Source organism: Enteractinococcus helveticum (assembly GCF_001657475.1).
In the GTDB taxonomy this organism is placed as follows: domain Bacteria; phylum Actinomycetota; class Actinomycetes; order Actinomycetales; family Micrococcaceae; genus Yaniella; species Yaniella helvetica.
This window is the reverse complement of record NZ_LXEY01000006.1, coordinates 1-15,407: the sequence shown is the minus strand read 5'-3', so window position 1 is coordinate 15,407 and position 15,407 is coordinate 1. Positions and strand designations below refer to the sequence as shown.

General features: G+C 54.1%; 9 protein-coding genes and 1 pseudogene. 6 read left to right on the top strand and 4 right to left on the bottom strand.

The window, feature by feature from the left end; translation table 11 throughout:
- Positions 1-25: 25 nt before the first annotated feature.
- Together A6F49_RS00970 and A6F49_RS00965 are read right to left on the bottom strand one after the other, a co-directional pair.
- Positions 26-2,500 (bottom strand): HtaA domain-containing protein, encoded by a 2,475-nt coding sequence (locus A6F49_RS00970; protein ID WP_043055964.1) that lies wholly within the window; start codon positions 2,498-2,500, stop codon positions 26-28.
- A 131-nt stretch (positions 2,501-2,631) separates the two neighbouring features.
- Positions 2,632-3,015 carry a hypothetical protein gene (locus tag A6F49_RS00965; RefSeq protein WP_043055963.1) on the bottom strand — a complete coding sequence of 128 codons (384 nt, stop codon included), beginning with the start codon at positions 3,013-3,015 and terminating at the stop codon, positions 2,632-2,634.
- Positions 3,016-3,473: 458 nt separating this feature from the next.
- On the opposite strand from A6F49_RS00965, the gene A6F49_RS00960 reads away from it, so the two are divergent.
- Positions 3,474-4,154, top strand: a complete 681-nt coding sequence (locus tag A6F49_RS00960; protein WP_043055962.1) for a biliverdin-producing heme oxygenase — start codon at positions 3,474-3,476, stop codon at positions 4,152-4,154.
- A 74-nt stretch (positions 4,155-4,228) separates the two neighbouring features.
- On the opposite strand, the gene A6F49_RS00955 is transcribed toward A6F49_RS00960, so the two are convergent.
- The gene (locus A6F49_RS00955; RefSeq protein WP_043055961.1) at positions 4,229-4,711 is read right to left on the bottom strand and encodes a pyridoxamine 5'-phosphate oxidase family protein; all 483 of its coding nucleotides are present in this window, start codon (positions 4,709-4,711) and stop codon (positions 4,229-4,231) included.
- A 161-nt stretch (positions 4,712-4,872) separates the two neighbouring features.
- Between A6F49_RS00955 and A6F49_RS00950 the strand changes: the two genes are divergently transcribed.
- A complete protein-coding gene (locus A6F49_RS00950; RefSeq protein WP_067605456.1) occupies positions 4,873-6,456 on the top strand; it encodes an SDR family oxidoreductase in 1,584 nt (527 codons plus the stop codon).
- An 82-nt stretch (positions 6,457-6,538) separates the two neighbouring features.
- On the opposite strand, the gene A6F49_RS00945 is transcribed toward A6F49_RS00950, so the two are convergent.
- Positions 6,539-8,566, bottom strand: coding sequence for an HtaA domain-containing protein (locus A6F49_RS00945; RefSeq protein WP_043055960.1), 2,028 nt, complete (start codon positions 8,564-8,566; stop codon positions 6,539-6,541).
- A 651-nt stretch (positions 8,567-9,217) separates the two neighbouring features.
- Between A6F49_RS00945 and A6F49_RS00940 the strand changes: the two genes are divergently transcribed.
- The 4 genes and pseudogenes from A6F49_RS00940 to A6F49_RS00925 form a co-directional block, all read left to right on the top strand.
- Positions 9,218-10,102: a phosphotransferase gene (locus A6F49_RS00940; protein ID WP_043055959.1), complete on the top strand. Its 885-nt coding sequence runs from the start codon at positions 9,218-9,220 to the stop codon at positions 10,100-10,102.
- 355 nt (positions 10,103-10,457) lie between these two features.
- Positions 10,458-12,644 (top strand): SH3 domain-containing protein, encoded by a 2,187-nt coding sequence (locus A6F49_RS00935; RefSeq protein ID WP_161485746.1) that lies wholly within the window; start codon positions 10,458-10,460, stop codon positions 12,642-12,644.
- Between the two features lie 225 nt (positions 12,645-12,869).
- The gene (locus tag A6F49_RS00930; protein WP_043055958.1) at positions 12,870-14,483 is read left to right on the top strand and encodes a hypothetical protein; all 1,614 of its coding nucleotides are present in this window, start codon (positions 12,870-12,872) and stop codon (positions 14,481-14,483) included.
- Between the two features lie 77 nt (positions 14,484-14,560).
- Positions 14,561-15,267 (top strand): annotated as a pseudogene (locus A6F49_RS00925) (IS701 family transposase); the annotation flags it as partial.
- Positions 15,268-15,407 lie beyond the last annotated feature (140 nt).

Below are 15,407 nucleotides of genomic sequence, written 5' to 3'. Positions count from 1 at the left end.
GTTGCAAGTGATGTGTCATCGAGATTCAGCCCTGGAGTTCCACAGGGGCTTGGTTCCGGCGATGACGAAGTGTCAGCGCGGTCGAACAACCGGCAATACTCAGCAGTGCGCCGGCGCTGGCCCACCATTCCGAGGGCTGCATACCCGTGGCAGCAAACAAGATGCGATCACCGAGGACAGCGGCCAGCTCATCGATCGGTGCGATGGCAGCGATGGCTTCGGCGGGCAGAATGTCGATTGCTGCACCCGCATCGTGACTGCCCTGCAGGGTCAAGATATGCTCACCGGTTATACCCTCCGGTAAGGTGCCAGACCATTCGACAACACCGTTTTCATCCGCTGTGGCGGTTTCATCGAGAATCTTCGGTTCAGTGCCATCTGCTGTGTCATACAGCACCGCCAAGATTCCGGAGTCTTCGGCATCGAAGCATTCAGCTTTGACTTTGATGCGCCCGCCTTCGCGGATACGATCTGCCGGAGTCAGAACTTCCAGGCCTTCGGTGGTCGGTGCAGTCTCAGCGGCCTCATAGGTAGATTCGTTTGCGCTGCTGCCGTCGCTACTTTGAGCACCAGCACCGAAGGCGGCGTTATTTGCCGTTCCAATGGTGAAGGTGAGCGGATCGAATCCAATGCTTTGGTGAGCATTGATCCCTGCAAGTGCACCGTTGACGGGTACATTGCTCCAGGTCACAGTGCCGTCATCATTGACGGTCTTTGTGCCGCGCGAAAGGTCGAGCTTATACGAGGCCTGACCATGGTTGGTCGTATTGCCTGTGCTGATGGTTGCCGATGAGTCATTGTGCACGGTGATCGATGGGTTGGCGACCTGGAACATGATCATGCCATAGCCTTTGAATCGCACGACCCCGGAGAAATTCACCGTGCCGGTATGGTTCTGGTCATTCCAGGTTCCACCGGTTGCCTGTGGGAATAGCCACCCGCTGCCAACACCGCTGGTTTCAATATTTCCACCCGCACAGTGTGTACTCGGCGTTGGACATCCTGAGGTCCCTGATTTTTCCGTGGTGTATTTGGCGAAGTAACTCGAGACACCCCACTTCAAGGATCCGGCTGCAGAACCAGTGCCGGCGGTTGTTGCAGGAGTCTCTGCATTCGAAGTTGACGACGAGCGGCCACCAGCCTGCTGACTGCCGGTGTTCTTCGACGACGGTGTCTTTGCCACGGCCGTCTTGCTGCTGTCGCCCACGGTAAACGTGATCGCGTCGAGCTTGTCGCCCGCGTTGTAGAATCCCTCGCCGTTGTACGCAAAGAACGCAACTCCCTCGGAGTGCAGCGTAACTGGTGCATTCTGATACTGCACCGCGTCACCTTGCAATGAGCGCATCTTTGCACCGGAAAGGTCAATGTTGCCAATGGTGATGGTTTTGCCGTTGTAGTTTGTTTGTACTTTGGCAGACCGTGCATTCTCTACGACAATGACTGGGTTCGACAGCGTAACGTCCATGACTCCGTCATGGCCATAGAAATTCACGTTGCCGGCGTACTGTACCTGGCCTGTGGTGCCATTCCACTTGGTCCCCCGCGCAGCTTGTGGGAAGGTGAAAACACCGTTGCCACTTGCTTGTTTCGCCCCACTCGACGGCGTAATCTTGCCATTGGCAATTGGACCGACAACATATTTTCGGAAACTTTCCCGCACGCCCCACTGCAGGGAGCCTTCCACACCGCTGGTAGATGGCGCACTAACATTCGGTTCTTCTGTCGGTTGCGACGGGGCTGGGCTCGGCTTCGTATTTTGATCGGGATCGGGCTTTTTCGTTTCGTCGGGCTTGGGTGTTTCTTCCGACTCAGTTGGTGCTGGCCCGCTCGTTGCAAATGAGAAGACCACATGATCCATGGCGGCACCCGGCTCGTACTTTTCGTTGAGTCGCGCATAAATGTCAGCGCCGTCGGGAGCAAATACTGCAGAGGCGGTAATTTCACCCGCGCGAAGCTGCTCTGTTGAAAATGTTAGATTCGCAATGTGCACGCGCTGATCGGAATACTTTGGGAAAGCTGGTAAGGCAGACGACTGGCTCACAAGGGCCGTAAGTTTTGCAGTCTTTTGAGATGTCAGCTCAATTTTCAGTTGGCTCAGAGTTTGGTCTAAGCCCCACTCGTCAGGGTTTGCATAGCCCTTGTGTCCCTGCGAGGTGATTCCGCCGTTGTATTCGATCGAGCCACTACCGGTTTCAACATCAACCCACCCGGACGCTTCAACCAGCGTAGCGCGATGATCTTGTGCCTCGCGCGCCGGTGCTTGCGGAATCGTATGTCCGCCAACGAATGGGCGATTGAGATACTCTCGCCAGCTATCGCTGATCCCCCAGGTCAGTTCGCCACCATCGACCGACAGCCGCGAGGTCGTGTTGTCCGTGGTTGACTCGTTGTAACTCGGAGCGGCTAGAGCCAAAGCGCTCGATGCGATCGAAAAGACTGCGATCACGATCATCATCAATGATGCACGGAGCGCGGAATTGAGCGCGTATATTCGGCCCATCGGATGGGTCCTCCTGGACGTGAGTGTGAGTGTGTCAACGAAATCTTGATGCGAGACGGCCACGGACGATCTGTTTCCAACACCAGATCCAAAAATGCTGGAAACAGATCGTCCAGGCCTCGTACGAGGCTCTAGGACATAGAGGTGTCTGTCCTATGGGCTTCGCGTAGGTACCGCACAATGTTCAACGCACCGAACATGAACATCAAGGTGGCGACTCTCAGGACGACGAAAAGACCTGACAGTGCCAGCGCAATACCTTGAGAACCACCGGCGGCTTGGTGACCCGCAACAGCACCAATTCCAGTGACACCGGTGTGACAACCTTCGACCCTGCGACAAGTCCTCGCATAAACTTGCGCAGCTTCAAAGGTGGCTTGCAGACGTCGTGACTCCACGAGGTCTGGGTGTTGGCAATCATCGTCAGCCGCGATTGAGCAGAAACCGAAGAGTACATCAGACCAGAAAGTGAAGACCGGTTTCACGTTCATTGATGCGTTCAGTGGCGGCTGCATGACTTTCCTTTACTCGACTGACAAGCGGACTTCGATTACCGAAGCCCCGCCTTTCTTTATTAGTCAGGCTTGCCTCACCTAACTGAGAGAACACTATATGACCCCCACCTCACAAGCACAAGCACAATGGTCAATATTTCTTGCGAAAACTTTCGAAATACGCTCAAGTGAGGCCAGGCCCATGTCCGAAAAAGCCCTAAAATCATCGGAATACAATAGATTATGGGAGGCGATAGGAATTATTTATATGAATTGAAATACAGCCAACAGACTCGACATGGCTCGCGGCGCCGCGATAAAGCCCGGAACCGCACCGGAGTTGAGAGTCAAAAAAACGATCTTTGCCCCAAGGCTTCCGGCTGCCACAAATTTAAGTTAGGCTACCCTAATGAGAAAACGAATCGCTCCTTGGTGGCGGTTTGATTCCTCCCCTAACTATTCACATCATCGGAGGGAAAATGCCACATTCTGACGAGGCATCATCGCTAGCAACTCGTGTCAAAAAGCTCACTCAGGAAGATCACAGATCAGCAGAGTCAGCTTCGTTTATCACGGAGCTAATGAACGGAGATCTGAGCACCCGCGAATATGCGATGCTCGTGTCGCAGTACCACTTCATTTACCAGGCCCTGGATGCTGCGGTAGAACATTTCAGGGATAACTCACTACTGCCGCAGGTGGTGCAATTATTCGACCCAAAACTTGATCGTCGCACCGCAATCCTTGAAGATCTTCAGACTTTGCTGCCTGAGTCCGGTTTACATCCCGCCCCGGTTGAACTGACGTCAACGGCGACGTACGCACAAAGGATCCGTGATGTCGCAGATGATCCCGCTCGCCTTGCCGCCCACCACTACCTCCGCTATTTAGGTGATTTGTCCGGCGGGCTAGCTATTGCTCGTCTGATGCAACGGCACTATCGCGTACATGACCATCAGCTCAACATGTACACCTTCAAGTCAATTTCGAAACCGAAGTTGTATAAGGACTCCTACCGCGAGAAGTTGAATAATCTCAACCTCACCCCGGAACAACAAGATGCATTCGTTGACGAAGCAGCTCGTGGTTTCCGGTACAACAAGGCCATCTTCGAAGAGTTGGGCACCTTTTGCAAAAGGCTCACGCCCGTCGCCGTTTAAGAGATTTATGCCTTAACGACCGCTGACCTGGAACATGTGAATGTTCCAGGTCAGCGTGTGGAATTGGCGGCTAGCTAGAGATCCACCTCGTGAGTTTCTCCAGGATGGGCAGGCTTGTCACTGGCGAGACCTTTCAGGATTTCGATAGCTGTCGCCGGAAGACCTGGTGAGTCCCAGTACTGGGCGGTATCCGGAGTAACTCGCAACAAGACCACGTCCGGGTCCTCAGGCGTCGAATCGCCGAAGAAAGCCTCGGTAGCTTTGGACCAGAACGCCTTCTTGCGCTCTACATCCTGAACAATGGTTGCGGCGCCCGCAATCGATGCCCAGAAACCTTTCTCAGCGACCGTGACATTGACCTGTTGGCCACCTGACGTCTCGCGAACCGCGGGCTTATCAATGCGGGTCATGAACCAGATCGTATGGTTCTCTTCGATTTCTTGGATCGCCATCGGACGGCTGACAAGTTTTCCGTCAGCCTCCATGGTCGTCAGCATACATACGCCTGCATCCTGAGTCTTCTTCAGTAAGGTTTTCACAGGGTCGTCGGTATTCAAGCTGCCTCCTTGGTCGTCGACACACATACACTTCGTGGCGATGCGTTGTGTTCGCCAACCTAGCAGTCATGAGCATGGACCAACACAGCTGAAGCCAGATGCACTGCAAATTTCAAGCTTGCACCGAGCTTGGCATAAGTAAAGCCAACTACCTTGTGAGAATGAGCGCGAACCCTGCATCACCATTAGATTTGCACTTACGATCCGGCAAGGGACGTCGCGTACTAGTCACAGGTGCCAGCGGCTACGTTGGCGGGCGACTCATCCCTGAACTTGTAGCAGCTGGATTCACGGTTCGTACGCTGGCTCGCAACGTTAGTCATCTTGAAAACAGGCCCTGGTTCAACGACGTCGAAACAGCCCAAGCCGATCTGCAAAATCCAGACGACACAGAAAGCGCTTTCAAAGACGTCCATACCGTGTTGTACCTTGTCCACTCGATGGCCTCCAGCAAAGACTTCGAAAAACAAGAAACAGAAATTGCTCGACACGTTGCGCACAGCGCGGCCGCAGCCGGGGTACAACAAATCGTCTACTTGTCCGGGCTTCACCCGAAGAAACCACTTACTGAACTCTCAGCACATATGCGCTCTCGGGAACGTGTTGCACAAATCTTGCTTGCTGGACCAGTCCCTGCGCTTGTATTGAAGGCAGCAGTCATCATCGGGTCAGGATCCGTCTCCTTCGAGATGATTCGGCATCTGGCCGAACGCCTACCCCTAATGCCAGGCCCAAGCTGGCTGAAGAACACGATTGAACCAATCGCCATCCGTGATGTCCTGTACTACCTGGCGCATGCTTGCGCACTGGATCAGCCTGTCAATGCCTCCTTGGGCATCGGCTCGGGCAGCGTACAGTCTTTTGCGTCCATGCTGGAACAGTACGCCCAGGTCGCCGGTTTGTCTCGACGAAAAGTTCTGGCACTGCCCATCCCTGCCCAACGCTTATCGGGATTTTGGATTGGCATGGTGACTCCCATACCCCGCGGCATAGCCATGCCCTTGGCAGCCTCCATGGCGGAGGACGCTGTGACCCACGAACATGAGATAGCAAACCTCATCCCAGACCCACCGGGTGGATTGACCACCTATCGCGAAGCCTGCCAACGCGCGATCACCCGACAAAAACTTGGCCCCTTAGACGTCACCTGGGATGACGACGTGCTAGCCGTGCAATCCAGAAACCCCGCCGACCCCCTGCCATCCGATCCTGAGTGGGCGGGACACACTGTCCTGACGGACGAACGCGAGCGCGAAGGCAACGCCACGCCCGGTGCCGTATGGCAAGTGATAGAAACCATCGGTGGTCCACGCGGATGGTACTCGGCACCGATCTTATGGAAGATCCGCGGGCTCATGGATCAAGCACTCGGCGGCTATGGACTGGCCAGAGGACGAAAGGACGAACACCAGCTACGGGTCAATGATCATGTGGACTGGTGGCGGGTGGAGTCCGTTGAACCCGAGCACATAGTCACGCTGCGTGCCGAGATGCGAGCTGGTGGCCGTGCCTGGCTACAGTTCCGTATTGAACCATTGGACGATGGCGGCACGCGACTATATCAACGCGCGGTATTCTTCCCGAACGGACTGATAGGCCGCTCCTACTGGCGTGTCATTCAGCCCTTCCACGCGCTCATTTTCCCCACGATGGCCAAGAACATTCTTGAAGCAGCGCAGACTCAGCAAGTTCACGAACTCATAGAGCCGTCGATTCCCAGAAAAAGCACGAGGCCCAGTCCATGACAGAGCGTCATGAACTGGGCCTATAGCTAGGACTCAACAAGTCCGACACAAAATCGGTCGAGTTGAGATTAGCGGGAAAGCGTTACTGCTGCATGCCGTTTCGACGTGCACGGGAAGCAACGAGCGCTACGCCACCGGCTACGAGCAACAACAGGCCGCCGATAGCAACGATTACTGGTTCGGCGCCAGTTTTCGCTAGGCCACCGGACTTGTCCGCTTCGTTGTCATTCGTACCAGCAGTGGTTACTTCTTCGGAATCATCGCCGGTATCATCGGCATCCTTAGCATCCTGGCCTTCGTTGTCTGCCGCAGAGATCGTAACGGTCGACCAACCTAAGACACCGTCAGCACCCGTCTCACCTGCAAAATAGACAGCGAAACGATGTTCTCCGGTCACGTTATTTGGCAAGGTCACTTGGATCGCTCCGCCGTCAGCGACGGTCGCAGTGTCGAACACGTACGGATCCGAGAACAATACAGGATCAACCTGCTCACCTGCATACTCTTCACCAACGTTTACCGTGATGGTCTCCCCGGCCTTTGCACTTGCCGGAACGTCAATGTCTCCACGGTTATCTTCGGTGAGGTCATCAACGCTGTGGTCTACAGCGTCAGCCGATGGAGACCCAGTGTTGTCGTTAGGCGATTTGGTTTCACTTTGAGTAGGCTCCGGTGATTCGCTGTCGCCTGGCTCAGGTGTCTCGGTATCGCCTGGTTCAGGAGTCTCAGTCTCACCGGGCTCTGGCGATTCAGTGTCGTCCGGTTCAGGCGACTCCGTTTCATCGGCAAAGCTGATCGGAATAACCTTTTCGTTCATTGGCTGCTGTTGGCCGCCAGCACCGATGGTGAATACCGCCAGTTGTGCACCTTCACGCTGCTTTTCATCAAGCGTGGCTTTATCGATCTCGACTTCCCAGGTGAAGCTGGCAGTTCCGTCTTCCGCTTCGTCCCAGAGCATGTACGGTTCGTCAGCGTTAGTGTCCTGGACCCATACCGAGTATGCGTTCGAGCGTGCAGACGACGGCGCACCTTCGGATGGCCGCCACTCTTCATCGATCCAGCCGATCTGAACGTAGAAGCCAGCCTTATTCACCGGTAGGTACGCTGGTGCATCGGCGGAGGTATCGAAACCGGAACCACGGATAGTAACAGTCTGACCGTTCGGGTCGAGATCAGACGTTGGTGTCACCGTCAGCGAAGCTTCTGCAACAACAGGGGCTTCGTATTCAAAGGTCCATTCCGATGTCGAACCTTCGGTGAGCGCATATCCCTCTTCTGCTCGGGCAGTGACCTTGAGCGGGACGCCCGATTCAAGCTCCAGGTCTCCAGGGGAAACGACTTCACCGTCGACGACGTATTCGATACCCTCAACTTCAGGAATGGTGACAGTGCCACCGTTTTGCGTCGGCGCTTCAGGTGCTACCTCAGTGACTGCGGGAGCAAGTGTGGCCGAGAAGGTAATCGGGTCAAGTTGTGAACCTGCTTCGTAGAAGCCGATAAATGCATCGACCCCATCTTCATGCAAGGTAGCGGTTGCAGTACCGGACAATGTGTCATCTTCTACGGCAAAACCATCCGAGAATGTCAGATTGGCAAAGGGAACCTGCTTCTCGTCGATACCCTCAGCGCCGCCATAGGGGTTCGCAAAGGCGTCAATGTATAGGACGCCGGTCACACCCGCTGCGGTTTCCTCAAACTCAATGGTCGGGTTCGTTAGATCAACATTGAGTCCATACCCACCTTCGTACTGGTCCCCGGCATGTCCACGGTAACTGACACCGCCAGTAAAGCTCACCCTGCCGCTGAAGGACTCGGCCTCTTTAAGTGACCCCGCACCGTTAGACCAAGTCAAAATACCAGCGCTATCCGCAGCGGCACCGCCGACGGCTGTAATGGAACCTCCTGCAATGGGACCTTTAATATAGTTACGGAAAGATGATCTGACTCCCCAATTGAAATCTGACTGGGAGATTTCACGTTGACCAGCTTCAGAGGCATCGGCCTGGAACATAGTCGAGGCAATGATCGCCCCTGCGCCTGCATCGGTTACTGCGTGGGCAGGGGCAGAAATACCAACTAATCCAGCAGTACTCAAAACAATTGCACCCATTAGCGCAGTCGCGCGAGTAGCAATGGCTCTCCGGCCGTCTCTGGACTTTTCGGGCGAGGCACAGCTCAGCGGTACCCGAGGCGCCGGTGGAAGTGATGACTTATGCATTTATCTGCTTTCCTCATAGTGCCCCACTACTCAAGTAGGGCAGGACTTATCAGGCTCAGGACACTGAACCCAGTTCTTCAATCACAAAAAAGGTCTGTTCGAATTTTCGACAAGACCATTCCCTTGCCTGCGACAGGCGTCAGACTTCTGACGCACATCAGCGAAGGGAGCTAACCAAACCACAAGCGCATAAGTAATTTATTTAGGCAAGCCTTACCTATTGTAGAGCATAAGTTGGCATTTGGCGGCTCATTTGATCGAAAATTACCGGCACCGTGCTGCACTGCGATCATCTTTCAGAGCGGGCGAAAACCCTCCTGTATAATCTTTCGCAATTCAAAGAGCGCAAGAACACCAAATGAAATGCAAAAATTAAAAGGGTGAAACGGATTGCCAAACATAGAACATCAACGGTGGGATACTGCCCTGAGCCGAGTCGCCGAGGTAGAGCGGAAATCTCGTAATCTCAGATCACGATTCTTCCCGAGAACATTTACGTATTCGAAGCGATCTGCCTGGGCTACCGAAGAGGGCTTCGATGTCTTGCCCATAGATCAACAGCATGAGCTACCAGGTCACGGAAAAACCCGTGCACGGGTCCGAGCAGAATCCCTATTAATAGGGAAATTCGATGTCGAAGAAGAAGTTCGACTCCGCGCCTTCTATCCAGACAAGGGCCTCAGTGTTCGCTACCAAACCGGTGGAAAACGAAATGGCATTACTCGCACAGTCGATGCACACGATAAAGTGCACCCCTACGCACCAGAGCTCATGCCGACCATTTACGATCACGGGACCATCCGGAATCGTGCAGGCGCGTACCTGGTCGAAGACACCGTTGTCGGAGAAACAGCTACTCGCGCTCAGCTCGAATCTTTGATCGTCCCCCTTGCGCAGCGCTTACGGAAAGTTCATCAAGGTGTTGGCGTCAAAGAGAAGCACTTAAGCAAGATAGTTGGTGGGGCATACAGGCTGCGCTGGTCCAACTTCGTAAAGGCTCAAAACATCGATCCAACAATCGATGACGCCGTACAACGACTGATCGATCGTAATGACCTCTTAGAAGTAAGCCTTACTCATGGGGATCTTGTAAATTCCAACATCCTTGTCAACGAAAGAGACTTCGTGCTCGTCGATTGGGAATTCGCAGAAATGAAGCCCATCGCGTTCGACATGTCGAAAATGATTATCAACGTCACGGATCTAGATCAGGCGGTGCAAGATATGCACTCAGGCTTAGGTAGTGACATTGGTTCTCAGCATGGGCACTATACATTCCGGGAACAGATCGCCCTTTCAGTAGTTCTGACTTTGTCTTGGCACAGGAATCATTTGGCCAAAGCGGAGATAGCTAAACGAACTGACGCTTTAACTCGCCAGACTTCTAAACGCCTCAACACTCTCAAACGGCTGCTAGAGATTGGCTAAGGGTCTCCAGCAATCATATTTTCGGTGCACAACATCGAATTGAGCCACGGCTGTTCCCGAATAGAAACACACCAATAAGCCTCTGCACATACCCGGGGTCGTAGCACACATAGACTTCATTACGAGTGAACCCAACTGATACTATTGCACCTGTCTGTGCCATAAATAATGGCGGTATAGAACAATAGAAGGTTGCCTGCTGATTTTTATGTTCGCTCACACCACCAGAATTGCATCCGTTAGCGCATTATCCTTGGCGCTCATTGCATCATCATTTTCAGTGTCATACGCATTACCGAGTACCTCAACCACCCCAGTTCCTCACCATCAAGCAACTGCCCTCACCGTCGATGAAATGGACGCAGACCAAAAACCTGCACCAGTTCAAGGGGAAGACACACAAGTCATAAGCGTAGACGGCGTAGATGAAGAAGCTCTCCCAGACAGCGACGAAGAACTTTATGAGCAGCCTTCACCCGAGATCTCCCAAGAATCCGAACCATCAGTTACTTCGGAGGCGACGCCACAAGCCGAAGATGATGGCGAGTCTGAGCAACCGGAGAGCCTGGGAACTGACGCACAGACAGATGAAGCTTCTGATGCTCCAGACACAGTAGAGACTTCTGGCCCGGAGACGGTACAACCCTCACCAGAAAACGCCTCACCTACAGAGGCTACCCAGAATCAGAAGTCCGCAGAGGAACAACAATTAGCCGAAACGGCTATCGAAGACAGCGAGGGCACATTAGCCGCTCTCACAACACCCGTGGAATCCATCGATTTCATTGCGGCAGGTATAACGTGGGATTCGAACACTTCTGAAGATATCACTGAAGCTGCGCTCCGGGTGCGAAAGCAGGGTGAATGGAGTGAGTGGCACGATCTCGAAGTGCATGCCACTGATGAGGAAATGAAAGCCCATTCCCCACGAGCTGGTACAGAACCCCTCATCACGCTCAAAGCCGATGCAGTCCAGGCAAGAGTGCATACCCGATCGGGGAAAGCTCCTGAGGGCCTCGAGGTTTCCCTGATCGATCCTGGTGAGTCTGCCACAGACGGCCAATTGGAGCCCGCCTCCATCGAAAGCACCGATGTCAAGACCATTGACGACGCTTCAACGGCTTCAACCACTCGCCCTCTCGATAACGCCACCACCGAGCCTGACCAGCCTACTGGCGCAAAGATGATGCGTTCAGTATCTGCAAGGACTCCACTGCAGACCGCCCGCTCTAATAGCAGCGCTGATGTCATCAAGCCCGCAATCGTAACCCGGGCCCAGTGGGGCGCCAACGAGTCGCTAGTTTCTAGAAGTAACCAGTCGAGCGAACTCAAGGCGATGTATGTCCACCACACTGCTGGAACAAACAACTATTCACGAGCTCAAGCTTATGCTCAAGTTCGAGCAGTTCATAACTATCACGCCGGAACCCTTCGATGGGGAGATATCGGATACAACTTTCTCATCGACCGTTATGGCACCATATACGAAGGGCGCCGTGGTTCCATAGACTCTCTACCCGTAGGCGCGCAAGCTGGCGGATTCAATACCAATACCTTCGGGATATCGACCATTGGCAATTTTGAGATCGCAAGTCCGCCGGCAGCCATGGTTGAGTCTCTTAAAAAGGTATTAGCCTGGAAGGGACTTCAACATGGAATTAATGCAGCAGGCACGACATCGCTCACATCCGCTGGTGGCAGTTCAAAACACTCAAGTGGTACTCGCGTAACTGTCAATACAATTCTCGGTCACAAAGATACGCATGCAACTGCATGCCCAGGACGATATCTGTATTCCCAATTACCATCGATTCGTCGGGATGTCGCCACACGCATTAACAACGCCAAAACAACGACGTCGTTTCCTACGCGCAAGATCACCGCAGGACTGGCTTACCGTGCTCAAAAAGCCACCACCCTTAGGGCAGAACCCAATACGAAAGCTTCCACAATCCAGAGTCTCGCCCATGGGTCCCGGGTCACCACCACAAACCTTGCCAGCAGTGGATGGTGGCGTGTCACTTACAACGGTAAAACTGGCTGGGTTCCATACAAAGACCTCATCAGTAACTCCAAATACACGCCACCTATTACTTACCGCACAATTGCCTCAGGCCTGGCCTACCGGGCCCAAAAGGCCACCGTGCTGAGGACTGACCCCAATGTCAAAGCTGCTACCGTGCAACGCCTATCCCAAGGTGCCCGAGTCACCACAACAAACCGAGCCAGTGGCAGTTGGTGGCGCGTCACTTACAATGGCAAGACTGGCTGGGTTCCATACAAAGATCTCATCAGTAACTCCAAATACAAGGCGCCAGTGGCTTACCGCACAATCACCTCAGGCTTGGCCTACCGTGCCCAAAGGACCACGACGCTTAGGACTGCACCCAATTCCACAGCCACTACAGTGCAACGCTTATCCCGCGGTGCCCGAGTCAGCACTACAAACCGAGCCATCGGCAACTGGTGGCGAGTCACCCACAACGGCAAGACCGGCTGGGTCCCATACAAAGACCTCATCAGAAACTCACAGTACCGCTAATGATCTCTTGGCTGGTATGTGGCAGCGAATCTCACAAGTCAGGGCGGTGCCGAAATCCTCATCGGGGGACCGCGAAGCCGTTATCGGTGCACTATCGGTGAGGAACGCTTCCTATTAGCAGGACACGACGCGTCTAACTAGACCAATCACGCAGCACCCCCTAGGTAATGGGGCTGTTTCTTCTTGCGTCTCAAGATCAACACCCTGGCTGCTAGATTCTTACACATGCACATATCCGGACTCTACGAGACGACATTCCTCGCTACCAATCACAGCCCACCAACCAACGGCTTCTTCCAAGGCTACTGCTTCATCAGAAACGACTTCATATTTGGAACCAACGGCGCGTTACACTATCAAGCATTAACTGGCAACCCCATACCCGCTGCCCAAGACGGATGCTACGTCACAATCCACTGCCACAATGACGCCTACGTTTTCGACGTCGACTTCGCCGGATACACCATCCTGTACTACTACCACGACGGCGCAACGTGGGCAGTTAGCAACAGCTTCTCCAGAATCATCGACTACCTCCGCGACCAGAACATTAGCATCCGCCCAAACTATGCTCATCTTGCCGCAGCTATGGGCAATGGAATGCCGCTCGGCCAACTCTTCTCATTCCAAACCCTGGCCCACAATGTCCGCGTGGCACCACGCACACACTCTTTAATCATCACACCAAGCACCGTCCAATTCATACGACGCCCCGATCCCACCGCCACCAGCACCACCTACACCGAAGCTCTGTCCGAATACCTCAACACCTGGGTAAGCCGCTTCGAAACCCTCATGCACTCCCCCGAGACAGACTTCACCGTAGACCTCACCGGAGGGGTGGACTCTCGAGCCAACTTCGCCCTCGTTCAAGCAGCATTATCCCGACTCGACAACCGAAGTCAACTACCGCGTCTACACTGCAGTTCAAGCCCGCATAACCAAACAGACTTCGAAGTCGCTACCACCATCGCCGGACGTTACGGGTTTGAAATCAATGACAACCGAACCATACGTCGGTTGGAACTCCACGGCGACGAAAGTTACCACATGTACCGGGCACAATCGATGGGAGTCTACTACCCGTTTTATAGACCGACTCAAGGGCCAACACCCACCAACATCACGATCGGTGGTGGCGGCGGGGGCATCCACCGGAAACTCTATGAGCTCCGTGCAGGTTCATCAGACCCCAATGTGTTCATAGAACAAAACGCCCGAAAACTGAAACGGCCAGAGTACGAAGCTGAATTCATTGCCGACGGGCAACAATTCCTCGCCCAGGCAGCCCGAAACGACGAAGATCCCTTCCGAGTCCTCTTGCGCGACGGCCGAGTCAGATATCACTCCGGCAGGACACCAAGAGCTGAAGTTGCGTTCACCCCACTACACTCAGTCTCCGCAGAACGAGTGCAACTCTTAGCGGGGGATGACCGGATCGAAGAGGGGCAATTCAACTATGACATCATGCAGTCCCTGGAACCTGAGCTTGTGACCATGCCCTACGACTCGGCAGACAAATCACCCACCAATCAAATCTTGGCACGACTCACCAGTTCACCAATCTCCAAGGAAGCGGCCCCAGGGATGGTCTGGGCGCCAACTGCTCACATCATCCGGGGCACCAGTGCGAATCAGCGACCGGCCATAGAGAAATACAAGACCGCCTTCGACAAGGCAGTAGATAACCCATTCGTCCAAAAATTTTGGCGAAAAACCATGCTGACTGAAGCGCGAGAACTGATGGACACGTTGTATAAGGGTAAAAGCATTGGAAACGCAGCAAACGGTAAACCCATTGCAGCGGTCCTTTCCACCGATCTTGTCACCCCAAACTAGTACTACAGTCGCATTTATTTCTGGTGGGGTCGGCGGTTTCATCGGACATTGCTGAGCTGGCGTGTTAATTCTGTCGTATGAGCGACAATATTGGTGTGGCAGAAACACACGAATGGGCCCAGGGGCTGGAAGAAATCCGTGATCTGATTGGTGATCAGTTCGCCCGGACTGAGCCGCGCAATACCGCGATCGGTTATACCCAAGGGCAGTTGTCAGATGAGGAACGCAAGAACTCTTGGACGTTGTCTGAACGTGCCGGGCAGGCCACCCCTGATGGGATGCAACGGTTGTTATCCACCACGGATTGGGACCCGGAAGCCGTCCGTGATGCACTGATCGGGTATGTGGCCAAACACCTGGGCGACCCGGCAGGCATTCTGGCCATCGATGAGACCGGGTTCCTCAAGAAAGGCATGGCTTCAGCTGGGGTGGCCCGACAATACTCCGGCACCGCAGGCCGGGTGGAGAACTGTCAGATCGGGGTCTTTGTCACCTATGCCACCAAGTATGGGCGCACGTTTTTAGACCGCGAACTGTATATCCCCAAGGCGTGGATCGAGGGCCCAGAGCGGTGCGCCAAGGCCGGGATCCCAGCCGAACGCCAGACGATGGCCACCAAACCAGAACCGGCCGCAGCGATGATCGAGCGTGTCTTGGATGCTGGCGTGCAAGCCCAATGGGTCACCGGTGACACCGTGTATGGTGCCAACCACCAGCTTCGTCACCGCCTGTGTCTCGTGGTACGCATTATGTGCTGGCCGTGCCCAGGAACCACACCGTCATGATCCCCACCCCGGTGTTTGTGATCAACTAGAACTAGGCCAGATGAGCAGGGAAATCCAGCCAGTTCAGCGGTTGGTTTCCGGCCAAAAGAGCGTCAAGAATCCGGCCAGTTATCCACATGTTTATTGTGTGGTGTTGTCC